Source organism: Methanolobus sp. ZRKC5 (assembly GCF_038446525.1).
In the GTDB taxonomy this organism is placed as follows: Archaea; Halobacteriota; Methanosarcinia; order Methanosarcinales; family Methanosarcinaceae; genus Methanolobus.
The window spans coordinates 2,949,632-2,968,975 of the sequence record NZ_CP151792.1; the positions used below are offsets into that span (position 1 = coordinate 2,949,632).

Below are 19,344 nucleotides of genomic sequence, written 5' to 3' on the forward strand. Positions count from 1 at the left end.
ATTTGGAAAGGACCTCATCATGCAAAAGTACATTCTTAAACAAAATTCAATGAACAAAATGTAAAACGATTCTATTTTATAAGCAAAACAGAACATAGTTATCAATAGAGGGCAAATGATGTACAATAACGAGGAAGAACAGTCCGAAAATAATAAAAAGACAGGAGATTTAAATTTAAAGAATACAGGAACCTCCTCTTTTGAAATTGATATTTTTCAGAATCTTCCTATGGGAGCCATCATTGTTGACCCATCAACACATGTTATAGAAAGAGCTAATGAATACGCAGCAAATATGCTTGGAGCTGCTGAAAATGAGATTGTAGGGCATACATGCCACTCATTCCTATGCCCCGCGTGTGAAGGCTCCTGTCCGATATATGATTTAGGGCAGGTAGTTGATAATTCTGAGACGATTATGTTGCGTGCTGATGGTAGTGCTGCAACTGTAATGATATCTATAAAAAAGATCATCTTAAATGGCCAGGAAAAATTACTTGAATGTTTTGTGGATGTATCTGTTCTCAAGAAGCTTGACGAAACTTTGAAAGAGAGTGAAGCAAGATACAAATCATTATTTAATGATAGTTATTCTGTAATGTTGTTAATTGATCCTAAAAGTTTGGATATTGTTGATGCTAATAATGCTGCCTGCAAATACTACGGTTGGACACACGATGACATTACCAACAAAAATATCGGTGAAATAAATATTTTGCCAAAAAAAGAACTAATTGGTGATATAAAAAAGGCAAATTATGAAGACGCAAAACATTTTATCTTTAAACATCAATTGGCAAATGGTGAAATTCGTGACGTTGAAGTACATAGTGGACCCATTTCAATTGAAGGACAAAATTTGCTATATTCTATTATTCATGATATCACAGCAGAAAAAAATATTGAAGCTGAATTGCATCTAAATGAAGCTAGATTAAAGAGTATCATTGCTATTCTACAATCAAAACATGCTTCCATTCAGGAGTTACTTGATTTTGCACTTAATGAAGCTATTAAACTCACAGGAAGCAAAATAGGTTACATATACTATTATAGTGAGAAAAAAAAGGAATTCACTCTGAATACATGGTCCAAAGATGTAATGAAGGATTGTGAAATTGTCGAACCTCAGACTATTTACAATCTAGAGGACACAGGAATCTGGGGAGATGCAGTTAGACAGCGTAAAACTATAATCCTGAATTATTTCAATACTTCAAATGCATTGAAGAAAGGTTACCCTGAAGGACACGTTATACTTGATAACTTTATGACTGTACCGATTTTCAGGAACAATAAAATTGTTGCTGTTGTAGGGGTTGCAAATAAAGAATCAAATTATGTGGAGAATGATAAGCTCCAACTTACTTTACTCATGGATTCTGTATGGGGTATTATAGGACAAATTGGCGCTGAAAAAGCATTGAAAGATAGTGAAAGCAAGTATCGCGGTCTGTTTGAAAATTCCGTAAGTGGTGTGGCTATCCATCAGATTATTCGGGATGAGCAAGGCAATCCAGTAGACTACGTATTCCTTGAAGCAAATGATACATTTGAAGAGCAGACCGGATTGAAAGTAGAGGAAGTTCTGGGAAGGCGCGCAACTGAAGTTCTTCCCGGTATTGAAAATTCATCCTTGATAGAAACATATGGAAATGTGGTACTTATTGGTATTCCTGTTAATTTTGAAGAGTTCTCAGAACCATTGCAGCGACACTATAGCATCAGTGCTTATCAGGTAGATAAGGATATCTTTGCTACTGTGTTCCGTGACATCACAGAACGCAAGAATGCAGAAAAGAAACTAACTGAAAGCGAGCAACGCTTCAGAAGATTAGCTGAAAATGCTGATGATCTGATATATCGCTATGAATTTGCACCTAAAAGAGGATTCACGTACGTTAGTCCTGCAGCCACTAAGATCACAGGTTACACGCCAGAGGAACATTATGAAGATCCAGACCTGGGTTTTAAACTTGTGCACCCCGATGATCGCTACTTGCTAGAAGATATGTCAAAAGGAGAACACAAAGATCGACATATTATAACGCTTCGCTGGGTACAAAAAGATGGTACAATTATCTGGATCGAGCAAAAAAACATTTGTATTTATGATGAAAATAATAATCTGGTTGCACTGGAAGGAATAGCCAGAGACATCACGCAGCACAAACTAATGGAACAAGCATTGCTTAAAAGTCAGGAAAAGTACCGTTTGCTCTCAGATGTGACCTTTGAGGGTATCGTTGTTCATGATAATGGTATGATTCTGGAAGTTAATGAAGCTCTAAGCCGAATTACCGGTTACCCTAAGGATGAACTTTTGGGCAAGAACATCCTGGAATTACTTGTTCATCCAGAGGATATTAATTGCGTAAGGCATCAGATGTCTAAAAGCAATGCAAAACCCTATGAAATTCGTGCTGTGAAAAAAGACGGAACTGTATTTCCAGTTGAAATAGAAGCCTATGATATCGCATATTCTGGCTCAAAGGTTCGCGTGGCAGCATTCAGGGATATAACTGATCGAAAGCTGGCAGAAGATAAACTTGAAAAAAAAAGGTCTTTGCTAACAGGTCTTCTTGATTCGATACCCGATATGATATTTTTCAAAGATCGTCATGGAGTATATCTTGGCTGCAATCCCGAATTTTCAAAATTTGTTGGTAGGAACAGGGACCAGATAATTGGTAGTACAGATTATGATCTGTTTAATAAAGAAGTTGCTGATATTTTCAGAATGAACGATAAACTAATGCTGGAAGAAGGTAAAGCCAGACACAACGAAGAATGGGTAACATATCCAGATGGTAAAAGAATATTGCTTGACACGATAAAATCACTTTTGTATAATTCTACAGGTAAAACTATAGGATTGGTGGGTGTAGGTCGCGATATCACTGATAACTGGTATGCAGAGCAAACCATTAAAGAATTAAACACTTTGAACCAATCCACATTGGATTCCTTAGAGGCGAATATTTGCGTGTTGGATGAGAACGGCAATATCATAAAAACGAATAAATCATGGAATGATTTTGCCATTGCTAATTCAGCAGATACTGAAAAAGTGAGTGAAGGAACAAATTATATTACAATTGCAAAAAGTTCAAAGGGTAAAGACTCAGACCTCGGATTACAATTTGCTAAAGGTATTGAAGATGTGATGACGGGAACGAAGGAGTATTTTGAGCTTGAGTATTCATGTCATTCTCCGGAAAAAGAAAGATGGTTCATAGGTAAGGTCCGACCTTTTGAAAGCTCTGATACTTTTCCATGTAAAGTTGTTATTTCTCATATAAATATTACTGAACGTAAACTTGCAGAACAAAAACTGCAGATGTACGCAGATGAGCTTGAAGAAAGCCAGGAACAATTCTTGCTGGCAGTGAATGGTTCACAGGATGGCATATGGGATTGGGATCTGCGTGATAACGCTTTATACCTATCTCCCAGGTGGAAAGAGATGATTGGTTATAAAGATTCAGAGCTACCTAATGAATATTCAACATTTGAGGGAGGAATTCACCCTGATGACAGACCTGGGGTGATGGAATATTTAGAACAATATCTGAAAGGTGATATCTCTGAATTTCATATTGAATTCCGCTTAAAGCACAAAGATGGCAGCCACATATGGATTCTATCAAGAGGAGAAGCATTGAAGGATGAAAATGGAATACCTTACAGGATGGCAGGTTCCCACACTGATATAACACCACGCAAACAGGCAGATTTGAACTTGAGACGGTCATTGACCAACTCACTGCAAAAAGAAACAGAGATTGCCGAACTTTTGAATGCAACTCAGGCCATCCTTGAAACAAATGATTTTAACGCAGTATCAAGGCATATATTTGATGCGTGTGCACGGGTCATCGGGGCAAAAGCCGGGTATGTAGCACTTTTATCAGGATCTGGGCAGGAGAATGAATTACTGTTTTTAGAAGATGGAGGTATGCCATGTTCCGTGAATCCTGATCTTCCTATGCCTTTAAGAGGACTGCGTGCTGAAGCGTACGCTACCGGGCAGGTAGTGTATAACAATGATTTCATGAAGAGCAAATGGGTGGAATATATGCCAAAAGGACACATGGTCCTACCTAATGTCCTGTTTTCTCCTTTGAACATAGAAGGCGAAACAAAAGGAATAATGGGTTTTTCCCATAAAGATGGTGATTTCAACGAAAACGATGCCAAACTTGCTAAAACATTTGGTGAATACGCTGCCATATCTCTGAAGAACAGCAGAAACTATAGTGCTTTGGAGAAAAGCAAAATTTCAGCAGAGGCTGCAAACAAAGCAAAGTCTGAGTTTCTGGCCAATATGTCCCATGAGATCCGTACACCAATGAATGGCATCATTGGTATGACTGGTCTCCTTCTGGATACTGAACTAAATGAAGAACAAAGGCATTATACTGATACTGTACAGACCAGTAGTGAGACGTTGCTTGAACTTATCAACGATATATTGGATTTCTCTAAAATAGAGGCTGGTAGATTGGAACTTGAAGATATTGAGTTCGATCTGCAAAATCTCCTTGATGAATTAGCTACCATGCTATCTGTAAAAGCTCACGATAAAGGACTGGAGTTCATATATGAGGCTGATCCGGATGTACCTTTGTACATCAAAGGCGATTCAACTCGCCTAAAACAGGTAATGACAAATCTGATCAGTAATGCAGTTAAGTTCACAAAACAGGGTGAGGTAGTTGTACGAGTAACTCTTGATTCTGAGACAGACTCAAAATCCAGGTTGCGTTTCTCGGTAAGGGACACAGGAATTGGTATACCTTATAATAAAAAGAACCTTCTTTTTGATAAGTTCAGCCAGGTGGATACATCCATAACACGTCAGTATGGTGGCACAGGACTTGGTCTTGCTATTTCCAAACAGCTTGTGGAGATGATGGGGGGTGAGATTGGTGTTCAGAGTACGGAAGGAAAGGGTTCTGAGTTTTGGTTCACTGCCAGTTTTATGAGGCAAACAGGAAGTGGATGCAAGAATAATTTATTTTCTGATATAGGGGGAGCGCATGTACTTGTTGTCGATGATAATGCTACCAATCGTGAATTACTCGTTACAAAACTCTCTTCATGGGGCATAAAAGCAGAGATGGTGGAAGATGGTCCTATGGCTCTCCAGGCCCTTTATAAAGCACATGATTCAGGTGAACCTTTCCAGATAGCACTATTAGATATGCAGATGCCAGGAATGGATGGCGAATCCCTTGCACGTGTCATTAAATCTGACAAGAAACTCAAAGATATCAGCCTAATAATGCTAAGTTCTCTGGGATGTGATTCAAGTTTTCACTCACAGGACAAAACAAATTTCAGAGCTTATCTCACCAAACCAGTAAGACCATCTGAGCTGCACAAAATATTATGTGATGTACTTAGCATGAGCAGACCGGTTCATAATCCACAGCCCTACGTAAAATCTCATGACAGTAACGAAATGCATAGTAGTGATTTGAAGATTTTGCTGGTGGAAGATAACATAGTGAACCAGAATGTAGCCCAAAGCATGCTACAAAAAATAGGTTTTAGCGCAGACATTGCAACGAACGGTGCAGAAGCAATAAAGGTTCTTGAAATAATTTCATACGACCTGGTGTTAATGGATGTGCAGATGCCCCTAATGGATGGGCTTGAAGCTACCCGGCACATAAGAGACCCTCTATCAGCAGTACTTGATCATGATATTCCTATCATAGCAATGACTGCACATGCCATGGCAGATGATAAAAAACGTTGCTTTGAAGCTGGCATGGATGATTATGTCTCAAAACCGTTTTCATTGCAATCGTTGATTGACCTGATAAAAAAATGGTCAAAGGCAGTGCAGGAAAATGAGCATGTGGACCATACTATGGGGGCAATTAAGAATCCGGCAGACCCACTGATATTCAATAAACATGCTTTTATGGAAAGAATGTCGGATGACATTGATCTGGCCAGACGTTTAATAGGGATTTTCCTGAAAGATGCGCCGAAGCAGATGAATGAATTAAAAAAAGTAATGGAGAAAAAAGAAATAAGTGAGATTATCCAGTGTGCTCATAAGATTAGGGGTTCCTCTGGAAACATGGGTGGTGAAGTTCTAAGCAAAATTACAGCAGATATGGAGAAATTTGCCTATGCAAATGAAATCAATGAAGTTGTGATTTTGGTGCCTGAACTGGAAATACAATTGGAATTGCTAGTCACACGTTTAAAGGAGTTTTAAAATGAAAAAAGGACAGATTCAGATGTTCACTTCTCATAAGCAATGTTAAATGTTTTGTTTTAAAATGGAGCATGTAAATCAGTTAGCTAACTGATAAGCATGATTTCATTTAAGAGCATATATATATTATGCTGATGGATGTATAAAAGTGAATTCATTTTCAAATATCCTCATTTTTAGTATGTTATAGTAATAATTTCGTCATTCAAAAGAATGCTACACAATAATTAAATCTATTGGGGTTATGAAAAGTTATGACAAATAATTCAGTATGCACACAAGAGGAACTTTACAGAACCATCATTGAAAATGCTATTGATGGTTACTTGTATCGTAACTATTCAGCCTGGCACGATTTGCCTATTGGTACTGATTTCATCGAAATAGAGATGTCTGCTCACTAACAATCTAACAATCAAAAAAGCAATCAATAGCAACAATCAAAATAAATGATCCTAATGAAATTTACGTTTCAACTTTTTGTCAAGATTGTTATTGATAGCGTTTTTATCAGGCTGAATAGTTACCTTGTATCTTAATAAAGATGGGAAAATCTTTGAAGTGAACAAGGCATACTGCACCCTCAGTGGTTATACACGCGAAGAACTACTTGATAAAAGATTATCTGATCTGGAAGCTAGCAAGAGTTCAGGGCAGACTACAATCTACCTTCTTAAAGTGATGGAAAAAGGAAATGATTGTTTCGAGACAAAACACCGCATAAAAGATGGCAGCATACTGGATATAAAAATCAGTATGACATACTCGGAAAAAGCAGGTTCGGGTTTTATTTGTTTCCTGAAAGATATCAGCAAAGAGAAACTTGCAGAAGCCGAACGTGAGATAACTACTGATCTGCTCAGTCTTTTAAAGTATGCCAACGACCAGGATAAACTCATTCCATCCACGATCGAGCTGTTGCAGAAGTGGTCAGGCTGTGAAGCTGTCGGTATCAGATTAAAGGAAGGAGAAGACTACCCTTACTATCAGACAAAAGGCTTCCCTGAGAGCTTTGTGCTTCTGGAGAATTCACTTTGTTCCAAATATCGCAATGGGAACATCATCAGGGATGAGATCGGAAACCCTATACTTGAATGCATGTGCGGGAATGTCATTCACGGTCGCTTCAACCCTGACATGCCTTTTTTCACTGCTCATGGAAGCTTCTGGACTAATTCCAGCACTGAGCTTCTGGCCAGCACAGATGAATCGGACAGGCTGACACGTACGCGCAACCGTTGCAATGGAGAAGGATATGAATCGGTTGCATTGATACCGCTTCGTAGCCAGGGGGAAGCTCTGGGATTGATCCAGTTGAACGACTCATGTAAAGAAATGTTCACGGCTGAGATGATAGCTCTGTTCGAACGCCTTGCCGACAGAATTGCTCTTGCGATATCGAAACAAAAAGCACAGAACTTGATACAACAAAATGAAGAACGATTGGATAGTATCTTCAAAGCCGCACCAGTTGGGATCGGTGTTGTTATTGATCGTGTTATTGTAGATATTAACCCACGTATGTCTGCAATTGTAGGTTATACTCCTGATGAGCTTCTTGGTTGCCCTGCAAGTATGTTGTATCCTACTCAGGAAGATTTTGATTATGTAGGTAATGAAAAGTACAGACAGATCAAAAAAAAAGGAACAGGGACAGTGGAGACTCGATTAAAAAGAAAAGACGGTACTATTATTGATGTTATTTTGTCCTCAACACCTATAGATAGTTCTGATATGACAAAGGGTGTTACTTTTACTGTATTGGATATCACTAAACACAAAGAAACTGAAATTGAACTCAGGGAAAGCGAGGAACGGTTCAAAGTACTGCATAACGCATCTTTCGGCGGAATTTCCATCCACGACAAGGGAATGATCCTTGATTGCAACCGAGGTCTTTCTGAAATAACCGGCTACTCATATGAAGAAATGGTAGGAATGGATGGACTGCTGCTCATTGCAGAATCATTCAGAAGCACTGTAATGGACAATATCTTCCAGGGTTATGAAAAGCCATATGAAGTAATGGGACTTCGCAAAGATGGTAGTGTATATCCTCTCCGACTGGAAGCAAAGAGTATCCCTCATAAAGGGAAACAGGTAAGGGTTGTTGAGTTCAGGAACATTACCGAACAAAAGAAGACAGAAAAAGCTCTTAAAGATAGTGAAGAAAAGCAGAGCGCAATGATTGCTAACATATCTGATGTGATAGCAATCGTTGATAAAGATGGTATCAATAAGTACAAAAGTCCAAATATAGAGAAATGGTTCGGATGGCTGCCAGAAGAAGTTGTAGGTGTTTCAACATGGGAAAATATACATCCTGATGACCTAGACCATACGCAGGAAGTCTTCGCAACTGTTATTAGTAGGCCATATACCACAGTAAATACAGAATCCCGGTACCGTTGCAAAGATGGCAGTTACAAATGGATTGAATTCACAGCCATTAATCTCTTGCATGAACCAATCATCAATGGAATACTGTTGAATTACCATGACATCACTGAACGTAAAGAAGTTGAAGAAAAACTAAGAGAAAGTGAAGCACTCCTGAATGAAGTAGGAAGGATTGGAAAAATTGGTGGATGGGAGCTAGACCTGATAACCGGTGAGGCTACATGGACACCGGAAACCGCTAGAATTCATGAACTCGACAACGATGCAGCTATCGGTGTTGAAAATGGTTTGTCCTTCTTCCCACTCGAATCAAGGGAGATCATTGAAAATGCAATCAATAACGCTATTGAAAAAGGTGAACCATATGACCATGAACTGGAATTCATCACTGCAAAAGGAAATCATAAATGGGTCAGGACAAGTGGCCGTCCTAAAATTACAGATGGTAAACTCGTAAAAGTAACTGGTGTACTGCAAGACATAACAGAGCGTAAAAAAGCAGAAGACGAATTGAAATTTAGGGAAGAAAAATACAGATCACTTTTCGAACAGGCCAGTGATAGCATAATAATCCATGATTTCGATGGAAAGATAGTTGATGTTAACAAAACGGTTTGTGAAATGTTTGGGTATACTGAAGAAGAGCTAAAACAAAAATCAATTCTTGAATTGATCGTTTCAGATGAAAGAGAAGAAATGATCGAAAAAGTGATCGAACTTCGATTGAAAGGCTCTTTACGTAACGAAACAAGAATGTTAAGATCAGATGGGGATATTTTTTACATAGATGTAAGTGCTTCAGTAGTACATACACAAAAGAATCTCATTCAGGCTGTGGGAAGAGACATAAGTGATAGGATAAAAGCTGAAGCTGCCATGCTCAATGCGAAGATTGAGGCTGAAACCGCAAGTCGTACTAAGAGCGAGTTCATTGCCAATATAAGTCATGAACTGCGTACGCCACTTAATTCAATAATCGGTTTTTCAGATATTATGCTTGATGGAATAGCAGGTGAACTTGTACCCCAACAGGAAGGTTTTATGCACCATATTTCCAACAGTGGACATCATCTGCTAACTCTCATCAACGATATCCTTGACGTTTCAAAAATAGAAGCGGGAAAAATGAATCTACGTTTTGATATGGTAGATGTAAAAACAATTATTGATGAAATTGTAACTATGACGCAGACTCTTACGTCAGAGAAGAAAATAACTGTAGGTATAGAGTTACCTGAGAATATGCCAAAAATACTGGCAGACAAATCAAAGCTTAAACAGATATTGTACAATCTGATTGGTAATGCAATAAAATTTACAGATAATTGTGGTAAGATTATCATCCGTACAGAAGTAGATGACGGGATAATCCGTATCTCTGTAATAGATACCGGAATCGGAATTTCTAGGAATGATCTGAAAAAGCTTTTCAAACCCTTTATCCAGATCGATTCATCCATCTCACGAAAATATGAAGGTACCGGACTTGGACTTGCCCTTGTAAAGGAGCTTGTAGAGCTGCATAGCGGGAAGATATGGGTTGAAAGTGAACTTGGAAATGGCAGTACTTTTATATTTGAAATTCCAGTTAAAGATGGAAAGTGAAGTACTATAAGTCATGTTTTAATCGCAGATGATGATATTTTAACTTCTAAATTACTTATGCACGTAGTTGAGTCTAAAGGTCATAATGTAGTTCACGTGAAAACGGTTTAATTGCATTAGAAACCACAGAAAAGTTTCACTTTGATCTTATATTTATGGACATATAAATGCTAGGAATGGACGGTCTTGATGCACTACGGAGATTAAAAAAACTCATCAACTTCAGACATACCAGTGATAGCAATTACTGCTTCAATTATGGGAAAGAATGACGAGGAGTTTTACTTGAACTCTGGTTTTTCAGAATATATATTTAAACCTGTATATGTAGATAGTTTAAAAGAGATTATAAGACGATATTTGGAATAGTCAATTATTTCATTTAATGTAGTCCTGTGAATTCATAAGGAACATATGTGACTGACATTTAATGCGGTGCGTATGTGAGGATTTTTTTAGAACTGCAAATGATAGTGTTCCCTTGGCCATGCAGCCAGTGTGAACCGGACGAAAGATGGTTTTTGGGTAAAATCGTATCAAGTCCGGGTAAATATATGAGAGGGGGAGCTTCTCAAATACCTCTTTTGTTTATAGCCTGAACATGACAGTTTATAAAAATTAATGCTAATTTCAGTAGTATTTTACTTCTTACCCACCAATGTTTGCTTGATATGCAATTAAAATAAGGGCTCTGTAGAAACCCTATTAAAATCAGTATCATTTGGCTTAATTAGAGTAATTGTACCAGTATTAGCAAGTACAAACTAAGTAATCGTGTACAGTTATTCGCCCCATAATTTAGAGGATTTCTACAGAGTCCTTTTTTTATAATCTCATAGTTTCCCGATAATTTTGGTTTTTAGTATTTTTGGGATTTCTTCTTTTGCCCGAACACTTTCATGTGAAACAATAAGTTGTCGGAATTTTCGTTTTTCTTCCTCCTGTGCTATCTCTCAGGAACTTTTTGGTACTGAGATATCAGAGATATGTTACCTTTGCACGAGAGGCTTTTTTTGCTAGGAGTTGGAATGCGCTGGGTGATGGTGTGATCGATTGCGAGTAGTGGAAATTATGGATTAATTGTGACAGGATGCCGAAGGATGAAGATATTTTGTGTTCAAGTTGGATGGAATCTGTCCTAGTGATTGCCGTGAGATTGTTCCCTTGCCCCACTCATTTTATGATTTTGAAGTGTTTGGGTGGAGGTAATTGGATTTTTTCCTTTTGCCCAGCTACTAGGGAATTAAGAAGTGTCTGGGACAAGGTGATTTTATTAATTAACCTTCACCAGTATCATTTTTTAGCTAAAAGAAATAATTCAGAAAAAAGTCTTTACCCAGACATTATGCTATTTGGAAGTGTTTGGGTAAAGGGGATGATATTTATCTTTTTGCCCAGGTACTTGGACAATTAAGAAGTGTTTGGGAAGGGTAGTTCCTTTCGAATGGAAAGGAAGGGCAACAGTTTCATATATTTCTTTTTCAGGAATTCTGGGTCCAGATCATCGTATGCATTTTTCACATCACCTAATGTATGTCCCATGAAATACTCAACATAATCATACCGTGTTCCATTGTTCTTAAGGGTGGAATTGAAGAATTTACACATATTGTGCTACTTGATGGTGTTGAACTCGCCTTTTTGGGGACTCGAGTCCTGTATTATCAGACAATCTATTGTATAATTTTGTAATAGCTATTGGTTTTAATCTTTGAAGTGCCTCGTCACAGGCTTTTATGCAAAGTTTTCTATCCTCTTTGTGTTTTATCACTGACACGGTTCAATTAAACCTAAATTGATACTACTACAAGCAAATATAGCATCCTTAATATTTTTAATTTGAACTATGATTTTAGGCATCATAAGTCTATACTGACCATTATATTCATGTAGTATTCATGTCATGTTATCGCATACCTCAATGAATAAAATCATTGTTCATAATAGTGCTATCTTGGTGTCTAATTTGCGTCATTTATTTGACGAAAAAATATGTATTTACAAAAAGGGTTAAACACTTAAAGATGTACTCATATGAGAGGTGTTTGCGGAGATATTCTCATGAATTACTGGCAGCCAAAATACGAGACGATGAAAAAGGAAGAACTTGCCGAACTACAACTGAAACGTTTAAAAAAAACGGTTGCTGCAGTCTATAATAATGTTCCTTTTTACAAAGAGAAGTTCAAGCAGCTTGGAATAAGCCCTGATGATATCAACTCACTGGATGATATCAGCAAGTTGCCAACTACAAAAAAAACAGATCTTCGGGATAATTACCCCTTTGGGCTTTTTGCAGTTCCAAGGAAAGATATTGTGAGAATTCACGCATCTTCAGGTACTACTGGAAAACCAACGGTTGTTGGCTATACCAAAAATGATATTGAAACATGGTCAGACCTCATGGCAAGAAATCTCACCATGGTTGGTCTTGATAATAATGATATTTTCCAGAACGCTGTGAACTATGGACTGTTCACAGGGGGTCTTGGTTTCCATTACGGTGTGGAAAGAATGGGTGCCATGACAGTTCCAAGTGGCACAGGCAACACGGGCAGGCAGCTTGAAATGATGATTGATTTCGGTGTCACTGCAGTACATTGTACTCCATCTTATGCTCTTTATCTTGCAGAAACTGCAAAGGAAATGGACATCGTGGACAAGCTTTCCCTAAAAGTTGGATGTTTTGGCGCTGAGCCATGGTCCTCCAACACCAGAAAAAAGCTTGAAAGTGCTTTGAATATCAAGGCATATGATTCCTATGGTCTTTCAGAAATCATGGGTCCGGGAGTTGCTTTTGAATGTAAGGAACAGGACGGTCTTCACGTATGGGGCGACCATTTCTTTGTCGAAGTGCTTGATGAGAATGGTGAGCAGGTAGCAGAAGGAGAAAAAGGAGAACTTGTACTCACATCCCTCACAAAGGAAGCGCTACCAATTATTAGATACAGGACCGGTGACATCACCAGGCTGCTTGAGAGTGAGTGTTCATGCGGTCGTACAACCCCTCGTATATCGAGGCTTCTTGGAAGGGCTGACGACATGCTTATCGTCAGGGGCATAAATGTATTCCCTTCGCAGATAGAAGATGTCATTGTCAACATTCCTGAGATCACAGAACATTTCCAGGTCATTCTTGACAGGAATATAAAGATGCTTGATGAGATTACCGTAAAGGTGGAACTTGAGGAAAATGCTTTCACAGGTGAGTTGAAAGATCTTGCTGCTGTACGCAAGCACGTTGAAAATGAATTGAAAAGCGTGCTTAATATCAGGACCAATGTAGAACTGGCTGAAAAGGGGTCTATTCCGCGCACTGCGGGTAAATCTCAAAAGGTTATAGACAGAAGGAACGCTCTTTGAGCAGGTAACCAAAAGAGCTGGTTTGATAATCCAGCTTTTTTAATTATTTTTTATCATTTTTTATCATTCTTACCGTAATTAATTAGAAAATTACTTTTATTCTTCAGGAATCTCAAGTTTATTCTTCTTCCTGTAAGCCATTCCGTTGAATATGGCAACAGTGTCTCCTTCTTCATCAGTTACATTTACTACATACGTTGATATTTTTGGGTTTATTGATGTTTCTTTAGCTTCAGCAAAAAGGGTGCCTTTGATTGCAGCTTTTACGTAGGCTATATCTACATTAATAGCAACTGCTACATTTCCGTGGGAATTGGATGCTGCTGCAAACACCATATCTGCTAATGTGAAAATAGCTCCTCCGTGGACACTGCCCAGGATATTAAGGTGTTTTTTTTCAATTTTCATCTCTGCTTTTGCATATCCTTTTGAGACAAAGGTCAGATCCATGCCTGAATTTGATGCAAAGCATTCCTGCGAAAAATATCTCTTTATATCATTCATGTTTTCTTGAGTTTCCATATTTTCCCTCATCTGAAGAAAATCTAATCTCCTCTGTTTTTCTTGTACGTATTTATTGTTAACCTTAATTATATGGATTGTTCGTAGTGTCACAAATAAAATGATTAATCATGACAAATAAAAGAAAACTTTATATAGAATTGAACTAATCACTATCATGATAAATCATGACAGAATACAACGTTAGCTATAATTCGTACAGTTTTGGAACACTGTTTGTTTCACTTATGATCGCACTGCTGACATACTACTCATTCCTCAGCTACCATGGTGTAGTCTGAGATTTTAATTTGTACCACACAAAAAAGAAGTCTATATCGGGGTTTAATGTAGAAAAGAGCAAATGGGTAGATTCTATCTATTTGTGATCTTTTCATTGAGCGATGAGTTCTATTGTGATATCGATGTGTTAACATTTTTGGAATAAGTTTGGCATCCATTCTTATCTTTTATCATAGTTAAGTTCTAAATGGATAGAGAAACGCATAGTTCTGAAACTTTATGTTGAAAATGAGTTAGTTAAAACGTAACTATTCAGCCTAGCTCACTTCCACCAAGCTGATTTCTTCATCCACGATCAATTCTGCAACTTTGGAACAAATGAATTGCCATAAAATATTGCACTAATTGCATCGATAACAGATTCAGAATTCTTATTAACAGTAGACACGTATCCTCTTATACGGCAGAAATTTTTTGCACCCTGTTCACTGCGGAAAGTACCTGATATCTTCTGCTGTACTTTCGTCATTCTGATATCTCTTTCAGCCTGATTGTTATCAAACGGAACGTTTTGGTCGTACATAAATCGCAAGATATCCTCTTTATGGCCAATAAACCTATCCAGCAAATTCTTTACCGTGGTCTGCTTCTTACGTCCTCGTTTTTTAGACCGCACATTTGATTCCGGATCAGGAGGATTTTCATTCACTCCTAAACAAGTTATGTGATCATAATCCTCACTGAACCTTTGAATTAGCTCAGTATCTAAAAGATCATTATCAACATGATGTTTAATGCATATCAAGAGATCACTCATTATCTTTGGCCACTGTTGATCACTGTTTTCGGAAGCTCCAGTTAACTCTCGTAATAAATGTGCATTACATAATGAATGTTGACATTCATATTTGTTGTACGGTTTCCAAAAATCATGTGTTGCAACACCAGTGTAACCTGGTAATATGCCCATAGCATCCATTGCTTCTGAGCCCCCTTTACGATGTGCAAAATAATAGGTCAGTTTGTCTGTACCTGCCACATGAAGCCAATTACGAACTGCATTTATTCTCATTCCTGTTTCATCCAGATTGATGACAGGAGATTCTTTCAGGAGATGTTTCACTGTATTTTCAAAAGCTCCAAGCTTCTCAAAACAACTACGTTCCGTGTTCACCAAAGTAGCAGGACTTATCTTGCATCCCAAAATATCAGAGAACAACTTGGTAACACGCTGATAAGGAAGTAATTGGTAAGTGTGCAAATAAACTGCAAATGACTTAACTCGATGACCGTATTGAGTCGGCTGAGTTACACCATCTGGAAAAAGAGCTTTGTTTACATGAGAACATTTGGGACATGTTTTAATCTCGCAACGATGTTCAATGCAATTGATAGTTATAGGAGGAATGTCAAAGACCTGTCTTCTTTCATAGTCAGAGGGAACAGAAGCTAACGATCTCCCACAATTGACGCATTGATTAACAGGATGAACAATAACTTCATCCGGATCATCATTTATTCTTAATGTAGTACCAGGATGACCGTTTTGACCACCTACATGCTTATTGGTCTTTTTTCTTTGACTTTTAACGGTTGGTTTATTCCGTGCATAAGAATCAGTAGAAGGTGGTTTGCTACTGTTGCGACTATTCTTTTCAAGCATTTCTTCCAAATGCCTGACACGCTCTTCAAGTTGTGCAATTTGGAGAGATTGATGTTCAATTATCCCAAGTAATCGAGTTACAAGTTCTACTACTGCTTCTGGACCAGCTTCATAAACTGCAAGTATTTCTTCGCGGTCTATACAAATCCCCTCAGATTGATAGACGTTTTTTATGATATTTTACTGAATATTTTTTAACACATAGAATGAAGCCATAGTATATTGTTTTTTGCATCATTAAAACAGTCAGGCTGAATAGTTACGTTAAAACAAACATAATTTCCTGAATCTGATTTTAATTTCCTGCTTACAATGAATTGAACGCTGATGTAAAAGTAGTTTATAAGTTCGTACAATCTATGGGATTGTATCTTTTCTATGATTTTTACAGTTGTTTCGGTGACGTAAGTTTCATATACTTGCCTATTATATAAATATTAATATATAAAATTGCTTCATTATTTCTGATTATAATATTTTACCATAATGTATAGGAGAGAACTTTTTGAAAAAAGTGTCACATTTTAATCAGTTGCACGAGAAATTAATGCTACTTATCAGTTTCAGTGTTGCTTTATACCCAGATGTATCGCAGTTAACCACATCAGAAGCTATAAAAAGTATCGGCAGGGTGATATGAAATGAAATATATCATTCTTGTAATTGTTATTCTTGCTATATTTGTATCCCCTGCCTGCGCTACGTACTATGCTGAAGGGATACATGTGTCGTCTCTGGATAGTGTGGATGATAGAGCTTCCGAAACCTTGAATATAAGTTTTGAATTTCCATATTACAATATAAACCATACACAATTTAACGTAACTAGTAACGGTGTTGTCAGTTTTACTGGTAAATCTAGTACTTTCGGTAATATGAATCTGCCAACAACAAACTATAATTGTCCTGCCGTTTTCCCATTCTGGGACGATTTAATTTCATCTGATGGATATATCCTGTATGAATCAATTGCATCAGGAGATAAGGGTAACCCCTATGGAACTGATGCATTGGTAGTACAATGGACAAATTATGGATTTTTTAGCTCAGAACTCGTAATGGGTACTTTCCAAGTCCATTTGGTATCAGATGGGAATATCACATTCAATTACAATGATCTTATATCCCCTACCCGTTCTTATGGGCAGAGTGCAACCATTGGTATTCAGGAGAATGGCACTGGTAATTATGTACAGCATTCCATCAATGCGGATGCCGGGATAAGAAGCGGCTATGCAATAACTTTTGCATATGACGATGGGGTCAATTATACTAAGTCTGGAGCAAGTACAGATGATTTCTGGGACATTTTGCTCTACAAGAACGGTAGTGTCCAGCCACCAACAAAACCGTATGCTCCAAATCCGTCTGTTGGTGCTACAACATCTACAAGTCCTACTCTGAGTTGGAGTTCTGAAAATGCTACTAATTACACCGTCAGGGTTTCAGTAAACTCTGATTTGAGTAGCCCAATATACTCTAATTCCACATTTACTGAATCACCATTATCTCTTTCAAGTCTATCTGCAAATACAACTTACTACTGGCATATAATAGCCCAAAATAATGGAGGAGAAGCTCACTCAGACCTGTGGAATTTCACAACAAGCTCTGTTCCTGTTGCCAGCTTCACATCTAATGTTACTAATGGAGCTGTTCCTCTGACTATAAATTTCACCGATATTTCCATCAATACACCCATTTCATGGTCTTGGGATTTCGGTGACGGTAATACTTCGACTGACCAGAATGCGACACATACCTATGTAGCTGCAGGTACGTATAATGTCAGCCTTAATGCAACAAATGCTGATGGGAGTAACATTAAAACTCAGATCAACTACATTACAGCGGCCGTAGCACCTGTTGCCAGCTTCACATCTAATGTCACATCAGGCGCAATTCCATTTTCTGTTAACTTCACCGATCTCTCTACCAATGCTCCTAATTCATGGTCCTGGGATTTCGGTGACGGTAATACTTCAACTGCCCAGAACCCTACGCATAGCTATGTGTCTACTGGTACCTATAATGTCAGCCTGAATGCAACAAATGTTGGTGGCAGCAATGTCAGCACTCAGTTATCATACATCAGCGTTGCTGCAACTCCTGTTGCCAATTTTACGGCTGATGTTACATCAGGAACGGCACCGCTGGCAGTTTCATTTACCGATTTCTCCAACAATACTCCTACTTCATGGGCATGGAACTTTGGTGACGGAGTTACATCGACTGATAAGAATGCGACACATACCTATACAACTGCAGGAACCTATACTGTTGTTCTGAATGCAACAAACGTGGGTGGCAGCAACACCAGTATTCAGACAGGTTACATCACTGTAACTGCCGTCAGTTCAAGCAGTAGCTCCGATTCCAGCTATCGTGCATCTGTCGGCCCAAGTCAGCCACCTGAGACTGTAACATTCACCGATACATCTGTTCAGCATGTAATGGGTGGTACAGCTGTAGATTTTGACTTGTCTGAGGGGGATGATCCTGTTCTTGGAATCAGCTTTGATGCAAAGGACAATGAGGGTCTTGTTGTCACTAAAGTTCAGGTTCTCAAAGGTGAACCTTCTGATATTCCTGCTCCAGCCGGCAATTCTTATTCAGTAATGAGTATCGATGTTGGAAGTGAGGGAACTATTTCGGAACATAATGCTGACAACATAATGATTCGTTTCAAGGTTAGCTGGGAATGGATTAACGAGAACAGCATTGATACTGAAACAATCCGCATGACGCGTTTCCATGGTGAGCAGTGGGAAGATCTTCCAAGTAATAAGATCAGTGATGATGGTGAATTCCTTTATTTCGATGCTCAGACACCTGGATTTTCCATATTCTCTGTCATAGGTGATAGCGTAGGTGCTGAGGTTGTTGAAAGTGAACCAGAATCGATTATCTCTGAAGAGGAAGAATTGAGTGAGCCAGACATTGAAGAACCAAAAGACACACCTGGGTTTACAGGAATGTTGTCATTGGTCTTTGTAACTCTTGCATTCCTTTTATTCAGAAAGAATGAGTAATGACAGGATACGTGTCCTGTCATCATTTTTTATTTTATTGTAACTATTCAGCCTGGCACGATTTGCCTATTGGTACTGATTTCATCGAAATAGAGATGTCTGCTCACTAACAATCTAACAATCAAAAAATCAATCAATAGCAACAATCAAAATAAATGATCCTAATGAAATTTACGTTTCAACTTTTTGTCAAGATTGTTATTGATAGCGTTTTTATCAGGCTGAATAGTTACATTTTATTTTTGATAATTCCGGTCTTTCATTGAGTTGAAAAAAGAATGAGTATTGGCTCAACTCGT

General features: G+C 38.1%; 8 protein-coding genes. 5 read left to right on the forward strand and 3 right to left on the reverse strand.

The annotated features are described in order from the left end of the window. The first annotated feature begins 115 nt into the window (after window positions 1-115). From WN948_RS14300 to WN948_RS14310, 3 genes are all read left to right on the forward strand, one after another. A complete protein-coding gene (locus tag WN948_RS14300; RefSeq protein WP_342304844.1) occupies window positions 116-6,238 on the forward strand; it encodes a PAS domain S-box protein in 6,123 nt (2,040 codons plus the stop codon). 254 nt (window positions 6,239-6,492) lie between these two features. Further along, window positions 6,493-6,642, forward strand: coding sequence for a hypothetical protein (locus WN948_RS14305; RefSeq protein ID WP_342304845.1), 150 nt, complete (start codon window positions 6,493-6,495; stop codon window positions 6,640-6,642). Window positions 6,643-6,766: 124 nt separating this feature from the next. Then, complete coding sequence (locus tag WN948_RS14310) at window positions 6,767-10,243, forward strand: PAS domain S-box protein (protein ID WP_342304846.1); 3,477 nt, start codon at window positions 6,767-6,769, stop codon at window positions 10,241-10,243. Window positions 10,244-11,653: 1,410 nt separating this feature from the next. On the opposite strand, the gene WN948_RS14315 is transcribed toward WN948_RS14310, so the two are convergent. Then, window positions 11,654-11,851, reverse strand: a complete 198-nt coding sequence (locus WN948_RS14315; protein ID WP_342304847.1) for a hypothetical protein — start codon at window positions 11,849-11,851, stop codon at window positions 11,654-11,656. 453 nt (window positions 11,852-12,304) lie between these two features. Between WN948_RS14315 and WN948_RS14320 the strand changes: the two genes are divergently transcribed. After that, the gene (locus WN948_RS14320) at window positions 12,305-13,606 is read left to right on the forward strand and encodes a phenylacetate--CoA ligase (protein WP_342306498.1); all 1,302 of its coding nucleotides are present in this window, start codon (window positions 12,305-12,307) and stop codon (window positions 13,604-13,606) included. A 96-nt stretch (window positions 13,607-13,702) separates the two neighbouring features. On the opposite strand, the gene WN948_RS14325 is transcribed toward WN948_RS14320, so the two are convergent. Beyond that, entirely contained in the window at window positions 13,703-14,221 is a 519-nt protein-coding gene (locus WN948_RS14325; protein ID WP_342304848.1) for a PaaI family thioesterase, read from the reverse strand. A 484-nt stretch (window positions 14,222-14,705) separates the two neighbouring features. Continuing rightward, entirely contained in the window at window positions 14,706-16,160 is a 1,455-nt protein-coding gene (locus tag WN948_RS14330; RefSeq protein WP_342306499.1) for an IS66 family transposase, read from the reverse strand. Between the two features lie 494 nt (window positions 16,161-16,654). On the opposite strand from WN948_RS14330, the gene WN948_RS14335 reads away from it, so the two are divergent. Next, entirely contained in the window at window positions 16,655-19,045 is a 2,391-nt protein-coding gene (locus WN948_RS14335) for a PKD domain-containing protein (RefSeq protein ID WP_342304849.1), read from the forward strand. The last annotated feature ends 299 nt before the right edge of the window (window positions 19,046-19,344 follow it).